A 14,769-nucleotide genomic window follows, 5' to 3' on the forward strand; every position below is an offset into this window, starting at 1 on the left:
TGCCCGGATCTGGACTTATCCACAAAGGTTCACTTAATCGGGTCAAGGGGGTCAGATGCGGGGGCCGTTGGTCGTCAAACGGGCGTTCAGCGAGCCGCTGCTGTTACTGGCCGCGTTCGGCTCCATCCTGCTGGCCACCACCACCCTGGTCGCGCTGACCATGTACGCCTCCTCCATCGCCGACATCGGTGTGCGCCGCACGATGGAGACCGCGACGTCGGCGCAGAAGGCCGCCACCGTGAGCACCTCGGTGTCCGCGGAGACCTTCTCCCGCTTCGACCAGACGGTCCGTGCCGAGGTCACGAGGGCCTACGGCGGCGCGCCCGCGCAGATCACCACCAGCTTCCGCTCCGACTCCTACACGCTGCCGGGCCAGGAGGGCCGCAAGACCCCCGAGCTGCTGCGCTTCGGCAGCTACGACGGCCTCGACCAGCAGGCGGAGCTGATCTCCGGCAGCTGGCCCAAGGCGGGCGGCGACATGGTGGAGGCGGCCGTCTCGCTGCCCGCCGCCTCGGCCACCGGATTCAAGGCCGGCCAGGTCATCACCACCGAGGGGCGGCTCGACCACGCCAAGGTCCGCGTGCGCATCACCGGCGTCTTCCAGCTGCACGACCCCTTCGGCGACCGCTGGAGCGCCGAGCAGCTGCTCGTCCGCGGCGTGGAGCAGGGCGGCTTCACCACCTACGGACCGCTCATGGTGGCGCGGGAGACGTTCCTGAGCCACTTCGCCACCAACGTCGCCGTCACCTGGAGCGCGGTCCCCGACCTGCGCTCCATCACCCCCGAGCAGCTGCGGCCCCTGGCCGGCCGGGTGGCGGGGCTGCCCGACCGGCTGACTGCCGCCGGGTGCGCCAACTGCACCGCGACCAGCCGCCTGCCCGAGTTGCTCACCCAGCTCGACACCGCCTCCCTGGTGGCACGCTCCACCATGCTGATCCCGGTGCTGCAGCTGCTCCTGCTGGCCGCCTACGCGCTCATGCTCACCGCCCGCCTGCTGGCCGACCACCGCCGCATGGAGGTGGCGCTGCTGCGCTCGCGCGGCGCGGGAACGCTCAGGCTGGCGTTCCTGGCCGGCGGCGAGGCCCTGCTGGTGGCCGTCCCGTGCGCGGTCGTCGCGCCGTTCCTCAGCCCGCCGCTGCTCGGCCTGGTCAACGCGCTGCCCTGGATCAAGGCCTCGGGCGTACGGCTGGCGCTGTCGCCTGACGCGGGCGCGTTCCTCGTGTCGGCGGCCGTGGCTCTCGCCTCGGCGATCCTGCTCGTGCTCCCGGCTCTGGCCGGGGCCCGCCGTACATATGTCGAGGAGCAGGCGGCGCGCGGGCGCGGCGGCGGGCGGGGGCTGATCGAGCGGGCGGGCGCCGACCTGGCGCTGCTGGTGGTCGCGGGGCTGGCCATCTGGCAGCTGCAGCACTACGGCGCGCCGGTCACCGCGACGGCGGGCGGCGACCTGGGCATCGACCCGCTGATCATTTCCGGGCCCGCGCTGGCGCTGCTGACCGGCGGCATGCTGGGGTTGCGGCTGGTGCCGCGCATCTCGCGGCTGGCCGAGAAGGTCACTGCCAGGCGGCCTGGCCTGGCGCCCGCGCTGGGCGCCTGGCAGGTGAGCAGGCGTCCGCTGAAGTACGCGGGTCCCGCGCTGTTGCTGACCATGGCGGTGGCCATCGGGATCGTCTCGCTGGCCACGGCCTCCACCTGGCGCGCCTCGCAGGCCGACCAGGCCCGCCACCGGGCCGGCGCCGACCTGCGGCTGACGGGGCCGCCCGACGGTCCCGAGCTGGGCACGTTCGGCCGCGGCACGGCCTTCGCCGCGCTGCCCGGCGTCACGGCCCTGTCCCCCGCCTATCGCGGGCAGGTCGACCTCGGCTCGCAGACCGCCACGCTCATCGGGCTGGACGCGGCCAAGCTCGACCGGCTGCTGCAGCTGCGTCCCGACCTGTCCGCGCGCAGCGTGGGCGAGATGTCGAAGGCGCTGGCGGCCGCCCGCGCCGCGGGCGACGCGCTGGAGATCCCCGGCACGCCGTCGCGGCTGCAGGTGCAGGCGCACGCCACGGGCCGGGTGCCGCTGCGGATGATGATCTCCGACGCGCTCGGCGTGTGGCGTGAGGTCTCGCTCGGCGTCCTGCAGGAGGGCGACAACCGGGTCGACGTCGACCTGGGCGCGCTCGCCGGATCCAGCGGGAAGATCACCTACCCGCTGTCGATCCGGGGCCTGGTCGCCAACCCGCCCGAGTCGGGGACCGTGCGGATCACGGCGTCCGTGCTCGGCCGGCCGTACGACCTGGAGGTGACGGAAGCCCAGCCCGTCTCCACCGCGCGGCGGGACGCGCGGCCGCTGCCGATCGTGCTGAGCGCCGACCTGGCCGCGTCGCTCAAGCTGGCCGACGGGGCGACCGGGCGCGTCAGCATGGACGGGCGCGTCATCGACGTGACCGTGGCGGGGATCGTCGCGCAGATGCCGACCACCTCCGCAGGGCAGCCGGCCATGCTGGCCGACTGGGCCACGCTGCACGATCGCGACCTGGCCGCGGGGCTGATCCCGCGGCCGGCGACGGAGTGGTGGCTGGCCGCGCGCGACGGCGACGCCTCGCAGGCCAGGGCGGTGCTGCAGACCAGGCCGCAGTGGGACGTGACCGCGGTCGACCAGCGGGAGCTGGCCGCGCAGCTGCGTGACGACCCGCTGGCCAGCGGGCTGCAGGGGGCGCTCATCCTCGGCTTCCTGGCGGCGCTGGTGTTCGCGGCGCTCGGGTTCCTGGTCAACGCGACGGTCGCGGCGCGCGAGCGGATGGCGGAGTTCACCATCCTGCGGGCGCTGGGGGTGAGCTTCCGGCAGATGTTCGGGCTGCTGGCCATCGAGCAGACCTTCGTCATCGGGCTGTCGCTGGTCGCGGGGACCGCGCTGGCGGTCGTGGTGGGCGCGCTGGTCGTGCCGCACATCGTGCTCACCGGGCAGGCCGCCGCGGTCACCCCGGGCGTGCTGCTCGAGATCCCGTGGCCCGCCACGCTCGCCATGCTCGCGGTGGTGGCCGCGGTGCTGTTCGCCATCGTCGCCGGTCTGGCCAGGCAGCTGCGGCGGCAGGGCTTCACCAGGGAGGAACTGTGAGACCGCTGCAGCTGGCCCGGGTACACCTCGGCGCCGTGGCCGTGCTGTGCCTGCTCACGCTCAGCGCCTGCTTCCTGGTCGCGGGCCTGCCGCGGACGCTGCAGGCCTCCTTCGACGCCGCGATGCGCGACACGCTCGGGCGGGCGCCGGCCGAACAGCTCGACCTCGCCGTGCGCTCGGTGTCGAACACGCGCGCCGACGACCTGACCGAGCTCGGGCAGTTCCAGGACAGGGAGAACCGCTTCCGCAAGGTGCTGCCCGCCCCGCTCAGGCCGATGGTCCAGCCGCAGGGCAGCGGGACCAGCCACTTCAGCGCCAAGACCTTCCAGACGCCGGTGCACGGCTCGAACGGCAAGACGTTCGTCAACCTGGGCTGGCTGTCCGACGCCGACAAGCGCGTGGACTGGGTCCAGGGCAGGCCGCCCGGCCCGCCGTCCAAGACCACGTTCGAGGGCCACCCGATCACGCTCTTCGAGGTGGGCGTGGTCGAGGAGTCCCTCACCCAGATGGGGCTCGCGCTCGGCCAGCAGAAGATCATCGGCGAGAGCGACTACGCCGCCGTCAAGGTCGTCGGCGTCTTCCGCGCCAAGAACCCCGCCGACCGCTACTGGAGCCACAACTTCGACGTCCTGCACGTCCAGCTCGTGCAGCAGCCCAACGAGCTGGAGCCGGAGAAGCACACCACCACGCTCATCTCCACCGCCGCGCTGACCGCGCTCAGCGGCGCCGACCGCAACCTGGAGTACTCCTGGGTGCTCCCGGTCGACCCGCGCGCCGCCAGTTCGCTGGACGTGCCCGGGCTGCGGGCCGCCGTGAACGACTTCGGGCGGGTGGCCATGCTGCAGGCGGTGGGATCGACCTCGCAGTACCGGCTCGATTCCGGGCTGGCCAAGCTGGTCGGCGACTTCCTGGTCGCCATGGCCACCGCGCAGACCGTGATGTACCTGGTGCTCGGCGGGCTCCTCGTGGTCGCGATCGGGGTGATCGTGCTCGCCGTACAGCTGCTGGCCAGCCGGCTGGACACCACGCTGGCCCTCATGCGGGCCCGCGGCGGATCGCTGCGGACCGTCGCGGGCACCGGGGCGGGGGTGGTCGCGCTCGCCGCGACACCCTCGGCTCTCGCGGGATACGCGGCCTCCTACGCCGTTCCCGGGCCCGTCCTGCCGATCGTGCACGTGGCCCCCGCGCTGGTGCTGCTCACCGCCGTGGGCTTCGCCGCGGTCGGGCTCGCCCTCGCGCACCGCGCGCCCCTGCACGAGAAGCGGTCCGACGTCGTCACGGCCCGGCCATCGGCCAGGCGGATCACGCTGGAGGTGCTGGTCATCGGCCTGGCGCTGGTGGGCGCCTACCTGCTGCGCACCCGCGGGCTCACCACGAACGTCGCCGAGCAGGGCCAGGACGCCTTCCTGCTGCTGGTCCCGATCGCGCTGACCGTCGCCGCCGCGCTGATCACCCTGCGCTGCTACCCCTACCCGCTCAAGCTGGTCGTACGGCTGGCCGCGAGCCGCCGGCCCGCCGTACCGTTCCTGGGCCTGACCCGGGCGGCCAGGGCGGGGTTCGGCAGTGTGCTGCCGGTCCTCATCCTGCTGCCCGCGCTGGCGGTGTCGGTGTTCGCGGCCGTGGTGTCGGACGGGATCGGCCGCACCCAGGTGGTCGCCTCCTGGCAGCGGATCGGCGCGCCGGTCAAGGCGAGCCTGTCGCGGGAGATCCCCGCCGACGCGATCGAGCGGATCCGCCGGGTGCCGGGGGTGACGACCGTGGTGCCCGCGCAGACGGGCTCCGTCCAGATCGGGTTCGGCGGGCAGCGGGCCGAGGCCCTGGCCGTCGACCTCGGCAAGTGGCGGCGGCTGATCGGGGACGCGCCCATCTCGCTGCCCGCCACTGGAGGCGCGTCCGGGATTCCCGTCCTGGTCTCGCCGGAACTGCGCGGTCGCGGAACCTTCGAGATCGGCTGGCAGAGCAGGATCAAGGTGACGACCGCGGGAGTCGTCACCGCTGTGCCCGGGTTCTTCACCGAGGGCAAGTTCATGGTCGTGCCCTTCGAGACCAACCGGCGCCCCGCGACCAACACGCTGCTGATCGGCGGGGACGTGGATCCCGCCGCGATCATGGCCGCCGCCCGGATCCCCGAGCTGTCGGTGGAGTCGCGGGCTCGGGCTCTGGACGCGATCCAGAACGATCCGCTGACGGCGACCGTACGGCAGATCCTGCTCATCACGATGGTCGCGCTGACGTGTTACGCGCTCGTCGCGGTGATCGTCACGCTCGTGGTGGGCGCGGCCGACCGCGCCAGGGCGCTGTCGTTCCTGCGCACGCTCGGGCTGTCCGCGCGCCAGGCGCAGCTGCTCACCGTGCTGGAGGTCTCCCCCATGATCGTGACGACCGCGCTGGCCGGGCTCGCGCTCGGGCTCGGCCTGCCCGCCGCGCTCGGGCCCGGCGTCGACCTCTCCGTGTACGCCGGGGGGCTGACGGTGGACGGGTTCGGCCCCTCCCCCGTGATGCCCGTCGCACTCGCGGCCGGCGTCACCGCGGTCGCCGTCCTCGGCGCTTACGCGCACACCGCCATCAGCCGGCGGCGCAGCCTCGGCTCCGTCCTACGAGTGGGTGATCTCGTATGAACCCGACACTGTCCGAGCTCGAGGAGCAGGCCACCCAGGAGAAGGCCGCCTTCGGCGGCGACGCGCACATCGTCTGCGACAACCTGGTGCGCATCTACAAGACCGAGGGCGTCGAGGTGGTCGCCCTGCAGGGCCTCGACCTGCTCATCCAGAAGGGCGAGCTGGTCGCCATCGTCGGAGCCTCGGGCTCGGGCAAGTCGACGCTGCTGAACGTGCTGTCGGGGCTCGACGTGCCGACCGCGGGCGTGGCCAGAGTGGCGGGGATGGACCTGCTGGCGATGACCGCCAAGGACCGGCTGCACTACCGGCGCTCGGTGGTCGGGTTCATCTGGCAGCAGACCGCGCGCAACCTGCTGCCCTACCTGACCGCGCGGGAGAACGTCGAACTGCCGATGCGGCTGGCCGGCCGCGCCCGCCGTGGCCGGGCCCTGGAGCTGCTCGAACTGCTCGGGGTCGACTACTGCGCCGACAGGAAGCCACCGGAGATGTCCGGCGGCGAGCAGCAGCGGGTGGCCATCGGCGTCGCCCTGGCCAACTCGCCGCAGCTGATCCTGGCCGACGAACCCACCGGTGAGCTCGACAGCGAGACCTCCGGCGACGTCTTCGACGCCCTGCGCACCGCCAACCGCGAGCTCGGCGTGACCGTCGTCATCGTCACCCACGACCCGCTGGTCTCCTCGCAGGTCGACAGGACCATCGGCATCCGCGACGGGCGCACCAGCAGCGAGACGCTGCGCCGCGAGGACGCCGAGGGGCAGATCGTCGCCGAGGAGTACGCGGTGCTCGACCGGGTGGGGCGCCTGCAGCTTCCCCGCGACTTCATGAACGCCCTGCAGATGGAGCGCAGGGTGCGCCTCGAGCTCGAGTCCGACCACATCGGCGTGTGGCCCGCCCGAGAGGAGCCGTCCAGTGAGTGAGCCTCTGGTTGTCGTCGAGGGGCTGCGCAAGGTCTACCGGACCGGGCCCAAGGAGGTCGTGGCGCTGCGGGAGGTGTCCTTCCAGGCCTTCCCCGGCGAGCTCATCGCCATCCGCGGGCGCTCGGGGTCGGGCAAGACCACGCTGCTCAACCAGATCGGCGGGCTCGACAAGCCCGACGCAGGGCGGGTGGTCGTGGCCGGGCAGGAGGTCACCTCCCTGTCCGAGGACGCGCTGCTGGGGATGCGGCGGGACGTCATCGGCTTCGTCTTCCAGTCCTTCGGGCTGATCCCGGTGCTGTCCGCGGCCGAGAACATCGGGGTGCCGATGCGGCTGGCCCGGATGCCGGTGCCCGACCGCGAGCGGCGCATCAGCATGCTGCTCGCGCTGGTGGGGCTGGAGCAGCACGCCAACCAGCGGCCCTACGAGCTGTCGGGCGGGCAGCGGCAGCGGGTGGCCATCGCGCGGTCGATGGCCAACAAGCCGCGGCTGCTGGTGGCCGACGAGCCCACCGGGCAGCTCGACTCCCAGACGGGGCGGCAGATCATGCAGCTGCTGCGGGCGCTGGTGCGCAGCGAAGGCGTGACCGCGCTGGTCGCCACCCACGATCCCAGCCTGATCACGCTCGCCGACCGGGTCCTGGAGATCAGCGACGGCGTGCTTCACGAGCAGGTGCTTCAGGAGTCGTGACCGCCCGGGTCGCCGCCGGGATGCCCAGGATCGAGGCCAGGTTCGCCACGACCACCAGGACGCCGCCCACGACCATCGTCGTGGTGACCCCTGCCACGCCCGCCAGCGGAGCGGCCACCGCCAGGCCGAACGGCCTGGAGGCGAACGAGATCAACTGGTCGAACGACCGCACCCGGCCCAGGGCGTGCTCGGGGATCTCGTTCGACACCACGGTCTCCCACAGCGGGCTCAGCAGGCCCAGCCCGAACATCGCCCCCGCGTAGGCCACCGCGATCCCCCACGCGGGCAGCGGCACGGCCAGCGCGGCCATCGGCAGCACGTACAGTGCCGCGCAGACCTGCACGACCACCAACGCCCGCCGCGTCCCCGCGTTCTTCCCGCGGAGGATCGGGAGGCGGGGGGCCGCGAGGACGCCCGCCACGAGGCCGACCGTGCCGGACTGGACGATCAGCACCCAGCTGGACTCGCCGCCGAGGCTGGTGACGGCCGTCAGCGGGCCGAGCGTGAGGAACAGGCCGGCCATGAAGTGCCACACTCCGTGACCGAGCACGCTGGTCAGGAACCACGGCCTCTGCCGTACCTCGCGCCATCCCGCCACCAGCTCGCGGCCGAAGGACTTGGCCTCGGCGGGGCGCGGCCGTGCCGTACGGACTCCTCCGAGAGTCGTGGCCGAGCAGGCGAACAGCACCGCCGTGAGCAGCGCCGCCCATCCGGGCCCGGCGACCAGTACCAGGCCGCCGGAGATCGCCGGGGCGACCACGCCGGACAGGCTGGTGGCCACGCCGATGCGGGCGTTCACCCGCAGGCGGTCGGGGCCCTCCACAACCGCCACCACCAGCCTGGGTACGGCCGGCGAACCGAAGGCCACCGCCACCCCCGCCATACCCGACAGCACCGCCAGATCCGGGATCCGCGTCACGCCGAGCAGCAGTTCGACGCCGATCGCGGCCTGCGTCAGGCCTCGCACGAGGTCGGCCGCCAGCGCCACCCGCTCGGGCCTGAACCTGTCGGCCAGCACCCCGCCCACCGGCAGCAGGACCAGCATCGGCAGCAGCTCGCACGCCAGCACCAGCCCCAGCGCCTGGGCCGACCCTGTGGCACGCAGGACGGCGAGCGTCAGCGTCGTCGGGATCAAGGCGGTGGCGAGTGCGGAGACGGAGCGCCCGATCAGCAGTCGTGTGGTCATGAACGCGAAGGTATTTCGTTGGCATATATTTCGTCAACTAAATACTTGTTGGCGTATCGTTGCTCGGGTGGAGGACTCGGTCGATCGTCATCTGGCGCGCTGGCGCGGCAAGGCGCCCTACGACGAGCAGGTGGAGGCGATCGTGACGCGCATGCAGATGCTGGTGAAGCACCTGCGCGCCACGAAGGAGGCCTCGGTGGCGGGAGCGGGCCTGCAGTACTTCGAGTACGACACGCTCCACCGCCTCGTCGCCCACGGCGGCTCGGCCACGCCCACGGAGCTGGCGGAGGAGCTCATGCTCTCGCCCGCCGGGATGACCGGGCGCCTGGACACCCTCGAGGGCTCGGGCCTGATCCGCCGGGTCCGCAGCACCACGGACCGCCGCCGCGTGGACATCGAGATCACGGACAAGGGCCACGACCTCTGGATGGAGGCCATGTCCGTCCAGGGCGACGTCGAAACCGCCCTGATCTCCACCCTCTCCCCCACCGACCGCACCACCCTCAACACCCTCCTCAAACACCTCCTGACCCAAGCCGAATCCCACCCCCCAACCCCCCACTAACCACAACCTCCCGCGCACCTCGCGGGGTCACCCTGGCCGCCACGCCGCACACGGAAACGCCCGACCAAGCCCTGGCCACCCCGCTCCATCACACGGCCCGCGCCTGACCGCCACACCGCACACGGCAACGCCCAACCAAGCCCTGGCCACCCCGCTCCCCAGCGGCGGTATGCGCGGCCAGGCGGCAGCCGCACAACCCGCACCTCACAGACCGACTAGCGCGCGTGGCCAGACCAACAGCCGGACCGCCTCCCCCAACGTGGTCAGCAGCATGCGACCGGACTACAGCCGCACCTCCCAGAGCGGTTAGCACCATGCCAGACAGCAGCCGGACCGCCTCCCCCAACGTGGTCAGCAGCATGCGACCGGGCGCAACTGTACAAGCCGCTCTCAGCGGATTGCCGGGCTGTCTCCCGTGGAGTGGTCAGCGGCCGGTGCGGTTGGCGACGATGAGTTGGACCGTGTGTTCGAGGGCGTAGGCGGGGTCGGCGCCGCCGCCCTTGACCTGCTCGTCGGCGGCCGCCACCGCCTGGATGGCACGCGAAAGCCCCTCCGGGCCCCAGCCGTTGAGCTGCCGTTTCACGCGGTCGATCTTCCAGGGCGGCATCCCGAGGTGGCTCGCCAACTGCCCACCCCTGAGGTTGCGCGGCGCCCCGCCGACCTTGGCCAGCGAACGCAGCCCCCCGGCCAGCGCGCTCACCAGCAGCACAGGCGCGACCCCGGTGCCCAGCGCCCAGCGCAACTGCTCGAGCGCCTCGGCCAGCCGTCCCTCGACGGCCGAGTCGGCCACGTTGAAGCCGGTGACCTCCGCCCGCCCCTTGTGATAGCGGGCGACGGCCGCCATGGTGATCGTCTTGTCCTCGGTGTCGTACGCCAACTGGCTGCAGGCCGCCGCCAGCTCCCGCAGGTCGTTGCCCACCGCGTCGAGCAGCGCCTGCGCCGCGTCGGCCGCGATGCCCCGACCGGCCCGCTTGATCTCACCCTTGATGAAGTCGAGCCGCTCCCCCGGCTTGGTGATCTTGCTTACGGTGACCACCTGCGCCCCGGCCTTCTTCACCCCGTCGACCAGCGCCTTGCCCTTTACACCCCCCGGATGCGCCAGCACCAGCACGGTGTCGTCCGACGGCGCCTTGGCGTACGCCACGACCTCGGCGATGACGTCCTTGCCCAGGTCCTGCGCGGACCTGATCACCACAATCGACCGGTCGCCGAACAGCGACGGCGAGGTCAGCTGGGTCAGCTCCCCTGCGCCCACCTTGGACCCGACCATGTCGTGCACGTCGGCGTCGGCATCAGCCGCCCGCGCCGCCGCCACGACCGCGCTCACGGCCCGCTCGGCCAGCAACTCCTCATCGCCGACGACCAGGGTCACGGGTGCCGGATCGGTACGCGCCATGCCGAGCAGCATGCCACGCCCCACCGACAACCCGAAACTCATCCCCAAACCCGCCAGCCCCCTCCCAGCCCAAGCCCCGCCTCACCCCTCACCCGCCCCGCTCCCTTCCCCCACGCCCCACCCACTCTGCGCCCACATCACACGCCCACCACCTACGCGCACCCCCACTCAACGCCCACGCCACGCGCCGCATATCCCGCACATAACGCCCCACAGCACGCCCATCACTCCACACAGCCCCGCACACACCGCACGACCACCACTGCACACGACCCACGCTCTGGCCGGTTCGCCCTCGGCCGCGTTCACCAGCACGACGCGCTCGCGCGAGCCGGAAGCCTCGACGACGCGCCGCGCAACCTGCGGGCGAACAGGAACGAACGCCCCACGCCCCACGCACCACCTCCGCACGCTCAACGCCCCGCACCACGCCCGCCACCCCGGACAACGCCCAACGCCACGGTGTCGGAGGGTCTGTCATGGGCCGCGGGGGACGATGGCGAGAGTGTTGTTGTGGGCGGTGATGGCGAGGTCGCCGGATTGGTCTGTGCGGTAGACACGGGCTCCGAGGTGGTTGAGAAGCGCGAGCGTTGACGGGGCCGGGTGACCGTAGTCGTTGTCGGCGCCCACGCTGATCAGGGCCGCCCGCGCCCCGACCGCGGCGAGGAACTCGGGGTCCTGGCGCGCCGAGCCGTGGTGCTGTAGCTTCTTTCTAACACATCAAGGAGACTTGCGCTATGGCTCTGCACCCGGCGATCTATACGCGAACCGCCGCAGGCTCCGCGGACGTCTGCGCGCGGCAGGAGGAAGTGTGCCGCGACCTGATCAGACAGCTCGGCTGGCCCTCACCCGCCGTCTACACAGACACCGGCCACCCAGGAGGCTCGAGCTACCAGCGGCTGATCGCTGACATCACGGCCGGGCACATCGACGCGGTCGTGACCTTCGACCTCGCGCGGTTCCACAGGGATCACGCCGCCCTCGAGGCGTTCCTGAGCACTGCCCGGGCGCACGAGGTGACCGTGCACACTGTTACCGGCGACATCGAGTCCAACGTCTCGCCCCAGCCTTTGGCGTCCATCCGGCAGGTCTCCGGCTCGGTGACCAAACGCCGGCAGGTCAAGGCCGCACGGAGGCGGGCGCTGCGCGGACAGCCGGAGTAGTGACCACATGCTCCTGAAAGCGGCTGAGACGATCCGCGCGGCGATCTACGTCCGCATTTCCGACGACCGCGAAGGCCGCGGGCTGGGTGTGCAGCGTCAAGAAGAAGACTGTCGAGAACTCGCCGTGCGGCTGGACTGGCCCGTGATCGACATCTATCCCGACAATGACCTCTCGGCCTACTCCGGCAAGCCGCGCCCACAGTATGAACGCATGATGGCCGACATCGCGGCAGGCCGCATCAACGCGATCATCTCCTGGCATAACGACCGCCTACACCGCTCCCCGCTGGAGCTAGAGCACTTCATCGCCCTCATCGAGAAGCACAGTGTGAAGGTCCAGACAGTGCGCGCTGGCGAGATCGATATGAACACCGCCAGCGGGCGCATGGTCGCCCGCCAGCACGGCGTGTATGCGCGCTATGAGAGCGAGCACAAGTCCGAGAGAATCAGACGCAAGATCCAGCAGCTCGTGGAAGATGGCGATGTGAGCAACGGCGGGCCGCGCCCTTTCGGATACACACGTATTTACGCTGGCGATGGGCCTAGGAGGAAGATCCTCCGCGATGAGATCAATGAGGCGGAAGCGGCAATCGTGCGCGAGTGCGCGGAGCGCGTGCTGAGTGGGGAGAGCGTGCGTTCGGTGGTCGCCGATCTCAACGAGCGAGGCATCAGGACGTCGATGGATAACCCGTGGAGCCTGCAGGCCCTGCGCTGGCTGCTGCGGTCCGGCCGGATCGCCGGCCTGCGAGAGTTTCACCGCGAGGTTGTCGGTAAAGCGAACTGGCCGGCAATCATCGACGAGGACACCCACCGCCGCCTCCGGGCGCTGCTCCAGTCCAAGGGACGCCATCCAGGACAGGGGCCGCGCAAGTACTACTTGACCGGCTTGGTCTTCTGCTCATGTGACGAGCGCAAACCCAAGGCCATGCGAGTGTCCATCGGCCATGGCAAGCCGAAGTACTCCTGCCAGCCGAAGGTCGAAGGTGGATGCGGCGGCAGGGTGATCGACCTCACTGACCTGGAGACGTTCATCCGCAAATGGATCATCAAGCGAGCCGGAGACACGCAGACGCTTCGAGAACTCGCCGAACGCGAAGCGGCATCCCAGGACGACACCGAAGGCGTCCTCACCGCCATCCAAAAGGATGAGGCCAGGCTCCAGGTACTGGAGGCCCAGCTTGCCAGCGACGGCGACGAGGACGAAGACGAGCTCATCGAGGTGGTCGCCGCAGTCCGCAAGGTTCGTGCCCGCCTGAGACGTCATCGGGACAACCTCGCCCGTCTCGCCGGCGCGACCCCACTGATCGGCGTGGATATCGCAGACCTGACCCGCCGTTGGGACTCACCTGATGGCATCGGATTGGACCGCAAGCGCGCCTTGGCCCGGCTCTTCATCGAGCGGGTCATCATCCATCCGACGAACATCCGCGGACGGTTCGATTACAAGCGCGTGGAGATCATTCCAGTCCTTTAATGTCCAAAGAAGGCCATTCCGAACGAGACTCAAATGCGTGAGATTGCTTGTTTCTTTCTCGCCTCTTCGCATCCGCCAGTACTCGAACAAATTGTTGAGCTTGCTCGCTCAACATATTCACTACGGACACAAAGTCCGCGTTATCGAGCCCTTCTAGGGTACTCCTGTCCACCATGATGGGGATCATGACTTGATCCACTCGTCCCGTAATCTTCTCGGTCTTCTGCACCGCATCATCGAGGATTGTCACTGAATGAGCTTCAGGAGCGCGAATCTCTGACTCGGATTCCGTTTTCTGCAATTGGCCGATGGACTGAAATGTGGGGTCGACAGAGGCGAATCTCTCCCATCCTCTTGCGCTGATGACCTTCTTGAATCCTCTCATCAATTCAAGCCGCTCCGAGGGACTCGTCGACCTTGCAAGAAGGCTAAGGTAGTGATGAGTCCTCTTCGCGAAACCGCCGTGAGAGATGTCCGCACCATGCGAGAGAGCATCCATGGTTGACCTATGCAGGTCAAGTAGGGTGTGACCCTTAGCTTCAAAAGAAGCCTGGCGTGCATGGACCTCTGATAGTCCTGCCCTGGCAGCACTCAGCTGCTCCTCCGCGCGCGCCGCGGCCTCCACCAATTTCTTGTCGTCTGGCGTTTCGCTAAGTTTTGCCCTAAGGGCGGCTAGATCTGCAGAGGAAGCGTGCGCTTGATGCGTCAGCCGGTCAATGGCATCACGCAGTTCGTAGCGTCTTTCCAGCGCCTTAAGGATGACTCCGTTAATAATCCGTAGTGCAGATACGTCCAGAATCGGTTGCGGAGTCTGCCCCTCATGGATCGCCTCAGGACTTCCCGGCATCCATCCGAGAGCCTGTTCTATCTGACTCCAAGTGCGCGCTTCCCCGACCCGGTCGGCCTCGATGTTGCGGATCGTTGAGGCCGCCACGTTGGAGATGTCAGCCAGCGCCTGTTGTGACAGTCCTAGCTCTTCTCGGCGAGCACGAACGGCCTTGCCAAGACTCTCACGCATCCCGTTGCTCCCTCGTGTTCGCCTCATGTGTGTCAAACGGTAGCGGCTACACACCCGCCGTCACCTGCGTACACGGTGCTCAGAACTTGACAGTACGAGACAGCAGACCGGAACACAACCCAGGACTTAGCAGCGTTCGACCGTCAATCTAGTGATCCATGAGTGGCAAGTTGCGGTTGAGATGTGGGATGCTACTGGCGTGAGCCAAGTCGCCTCCCGATTCAGGGTGAACAGTCACGCGCTTCGCGCGCTGCGGCGCCTGTCCGGCAAGACGCAGGCGGATCTCGCCCTAGAGGGGCAAGTCACACACTCGTATATCTCGAGGCTGGAGCGCGGCCAGCGCCTCGGCTGCACGTCAGACGTTCTCCAAAGGCTCGCAGTCGCGCTGGGAGTCCCCGTGAGCGCGCTGGTGGCCGCCGACAAAGCGTCATCGACAACATGAAGGCGTCAAGTATCAACTCGGGCGCTAACTGCCCCGTCAGGTCTCACACAAGAGAAGCCGAGATGGACGCCTGGATCGACAACATGATCGCCAGTCTCCCGCCCATCACCGACGAGCAGCGCCGCCTCGCGGTTGCCCTACTCGCTCTCCCCCGCTCCTCCACCCGCCGCTCCCGCGCGGCCTGACAGCGCAAGGCCGGGTCACC

12 protein-coding genes are annotated in these 14,769 nt (G+C 69.8%); 9 read left to right on the forward strand and 3 right to left on the reverse strand.

All coding sequences use genetic code 11. The features are described 5' to 3' along the window. Window positions 1–55: 55 nt before the first annotated feature. From KIK09_RS26530 to KIK09_RS26545, 4 genes are read left to right on the forward strand one after another with little or no spacing between them, the layout of a single operon-like run. Window positions 56–3,097 carry an FtsX-like permease family protein gene (locus KIK09_RS26530; protein WP_214322049.1) on the forward strand — a complete coding sequence of 1,014 codons (3,042 nt, stop codon included), beginning with the start codon at window positions 56–58 and terminating at the stop codon, window positions 3,095–3,097. Further along, window positions 3,094–5,715 (forward strand): ABC transporter permease family protein, encoded by a 2,622-nt coding sequence (locus tag KIK09_RS26535; protein ID WP_214322050.1) that lies wholly within the window; start codon window positions 3,094–3,096, stop codon window positions 5,713–5,715. The genes KIK09_RS26530 and KIK09_RS26535 overlap by 4 nt, the downstream gene beginning before the upstream one ends. Then, on the forward strand, window positions 5,712–6,632 hold the full coding sequence (locus tag KIK09_RS26540; RefSeq protein ID WP_214322051.1) for an ABC transporter ATP-binding protein: 921 nt from the start codon (window positions 5,712–5,714) through the stop codon (window positions 6,630–6,632). Before KIK09_RS26535 ends, KIK09_RS26540 begins: the two co-directional genes overlap by 4 nt. Beyond that, window positions 6,625–7,320, forward strand: a complete 696-nt coding sequence (locus KIK09_RS26545; protein ID WP_308164298.1) for an ABC transporter ATP-binding protein — start codon at window positions 6,625–6,627, stop codon at window positions 7,318–7,320. Before KIK09_RS26540 ends, KIK09_RS26545 begins: the two co-directional genes overlap by 8 nt. On the opposite strand, the gene KIK09_RS26550 is transcribed toward KIK09_RS26545, so the two are convergent. Continuing rightward, window positions 7,277–8,506: an MFS transporter gene (locus KIK09_RS26550; protein WP_214322052.1), complete on the reverse strand. Its 1,230-nt coding sequence runs from the start codon at window positions 8,504–8,506 to the stop codon at window positions 7,277–7,279. The two genes, KIK09_RS26545 and KIK09_RS26550, sit on opposite strands and share 44 nt — an antisense overlap. Before the next feature lie 67 nt (window positions 8,507–8,573). Between KIK09_RS26550 and KIK09_RS26555 the strand changes: the two genes are divergently transcribed. After that, complete coding sequence (locus KIK09_RS26555) at window positions 8,574–9,071, forward strand: MarR family winged helix-turn-helix transcriptional regulator (RefSeq protein ID WP_214322053.1); 498 nt, start codon at window positions 8,574–8,576, stop codon at window positions 9,069–9,071. A 424-nt stretch (window positions 9,072–9,495) separates the two neighbouring features. Here the strand turns inward: KIK09_RS26555 and holA are convergent, their stop codons facing one another. Further along, window positions 9,496–10,479, reverse strand: a complete 984-nt coding sequence (gene holA, locus KIK09_RS26560; RefSeq protein WP_214322175.1) for a DNA polymerase III subunit delta — start codon at window positions 10,477–10,479, stop codon at window positions 9,496–9,498. 725 nt (window positions 10,480–11,204) lie between these two features. Between holA and KIK09_RS26565 the strand changes: the two genes are divergently transcribed. Then, window positions 11,205–11,630: a recombinase family protein gene (locus KIK09_RS26565; RefSeq protein ID WP_214322054.1), complete on the forward strand. Its 426-nt coding sequence runs from the start codon at window positions 11,205–11,207 to the stop codon at window positions 11,628–11,630. Window positions 11,631–11,637: 7 nt separating this feature from the next. Then, complete coding sequence (locus tag KIK09_RS26570) at window positions 11,638–13,104, forward strand: recombinase family protein (protein ID WP_214322055.1); 1,467 nt, start codon at window positions 11,638–11,640, stop codon at window positions 13,102–13,104. Here the strand turns inward: KIK09_RS26570 and KIK09_RS26575 are convergent. After that, window positions 13,088–14,122 carry a helix-turn-helix transcriptional regulator gene (locus KIK09_RS26575; protein ID WP_214322056.1) on the reverse strand — a complete coding sequence of 345 codons (1,035 nt, stop codon included), beginning with the start codon at window positions 14,120–14,122 and terminating at the stop codon, window positions 13,088–13,090. The genes KIK09_RS26570 and KIK09_RS26575 overlap by 17 nt on opposite strands. 181 nt (window positions 14,123–14,303) lie before the next feature. On the opposite strand from KIK09_RS26575, the gene KIK09_RS60645 reads away from it, so the two are divergent. Continuing rightward, window positions 14,304–14,564 (forward strand): helix-turn-helix domain-containing protein, encoded by a 261-nt coding sequence (locus tag KIK09_RS60645; protein ID WP_372455683.1) that lies wholly within the window; start codon window positions 14,304–14,306, stop codon window positions 14,562–14,564. A gap of 62 nt (window positions 14,565–14,626) precedes the next feature. Beyond that, the gene (locus KIK09_RS59395) at window positions 14,627–14,749 is read left to right on the forward strand and encodes a hypothetical protein (protein WP_275956276.1); all 123 of its coding nucleotides are present in this window, start codon (window positions 14,627–14,629) and stop codon (window positions 14,747–14,749) included. The last annotated feature ends 20 nt before the right edge of the window (window positions 14,750–14,769 follow it).

The sequence above is a fragment of the Nonomuraea sediminis genome (assembly GCF_018531495.1).
GTDB lineage: Bacteria > Actinomycetota > Actinomycetes > Streptosporangiales > Streptosporangiaceae > Nonomuraea > Nonomuraea sediminis.

Excerpts from the sequence above, each read along its gene's own strand:
- KIK09_RS26565 (WP_214322054.1), top strand. The coding sequence starts at position 11,205 with ATGGCTCTGCACCCGGCGATCTATACGCGAACCGCCGCAGGCTCCGCG.
- holA (WP_214322175.1), bottom strand. The coding sequence starts at position 10,479 with ATGCTGCTCGGCATGGCGCGTACCGATCCGGCACCCGTGACCCTGGTC.
- KIK09_RS26575 (WP_214322056.1), bottom strand. The coding sequence starts at position 14,122 with ATGCGTGAGAGTCTTGGCAAGGCCGTTCGTGCTCGCCGAGAAGAGCTA.
- KIK09_RS26530 (WP_214322049.1), top strand. The coding sequence starts at position 56 with ATGCGGGGGCCGTTGGTCGTCAAACGGGCGTTCAGCGAGCCGCTGCTG.
- KIK09_RS26570 (WP_214322055.1), top strand. The coding sequence starts at position 11,638 with ATGCTCCTGAAAGCGGCTGAGACGATCCGCGCGGCGATCTACGTCCGC.
- KIK09_RS26550 (WP_214322052.1), bottom strand. The coding sequence starts at position 8,506 with ATGACCACACGACTGCTGATCGGGCGCTCCGTCTCCGCACTCGCCACC.
- KIK09_RS59395 (WP_275956276.1), top strand. The coding sequence starts at position 14,627 with ATGGACGCCTGGATCGACAACATGATCGCCAGTCTCCCGCCCATCACC.
- KIK09_RS60645 (WP_372455683.1), top strand. The coding sequence starts at position 14,304 with ATGTGGGATGCTACTGGCGTGAGCCAAGTCGCCTCCCGATTCAGGGTG.
- KIK09_RS26540 (WP_214322051.1), top strand. The coding sequence starts at position 5,712 with ATGAACCCGACACTGTCCGAGCTCGAGGAGCAGGCCACCCAGGAGAAG.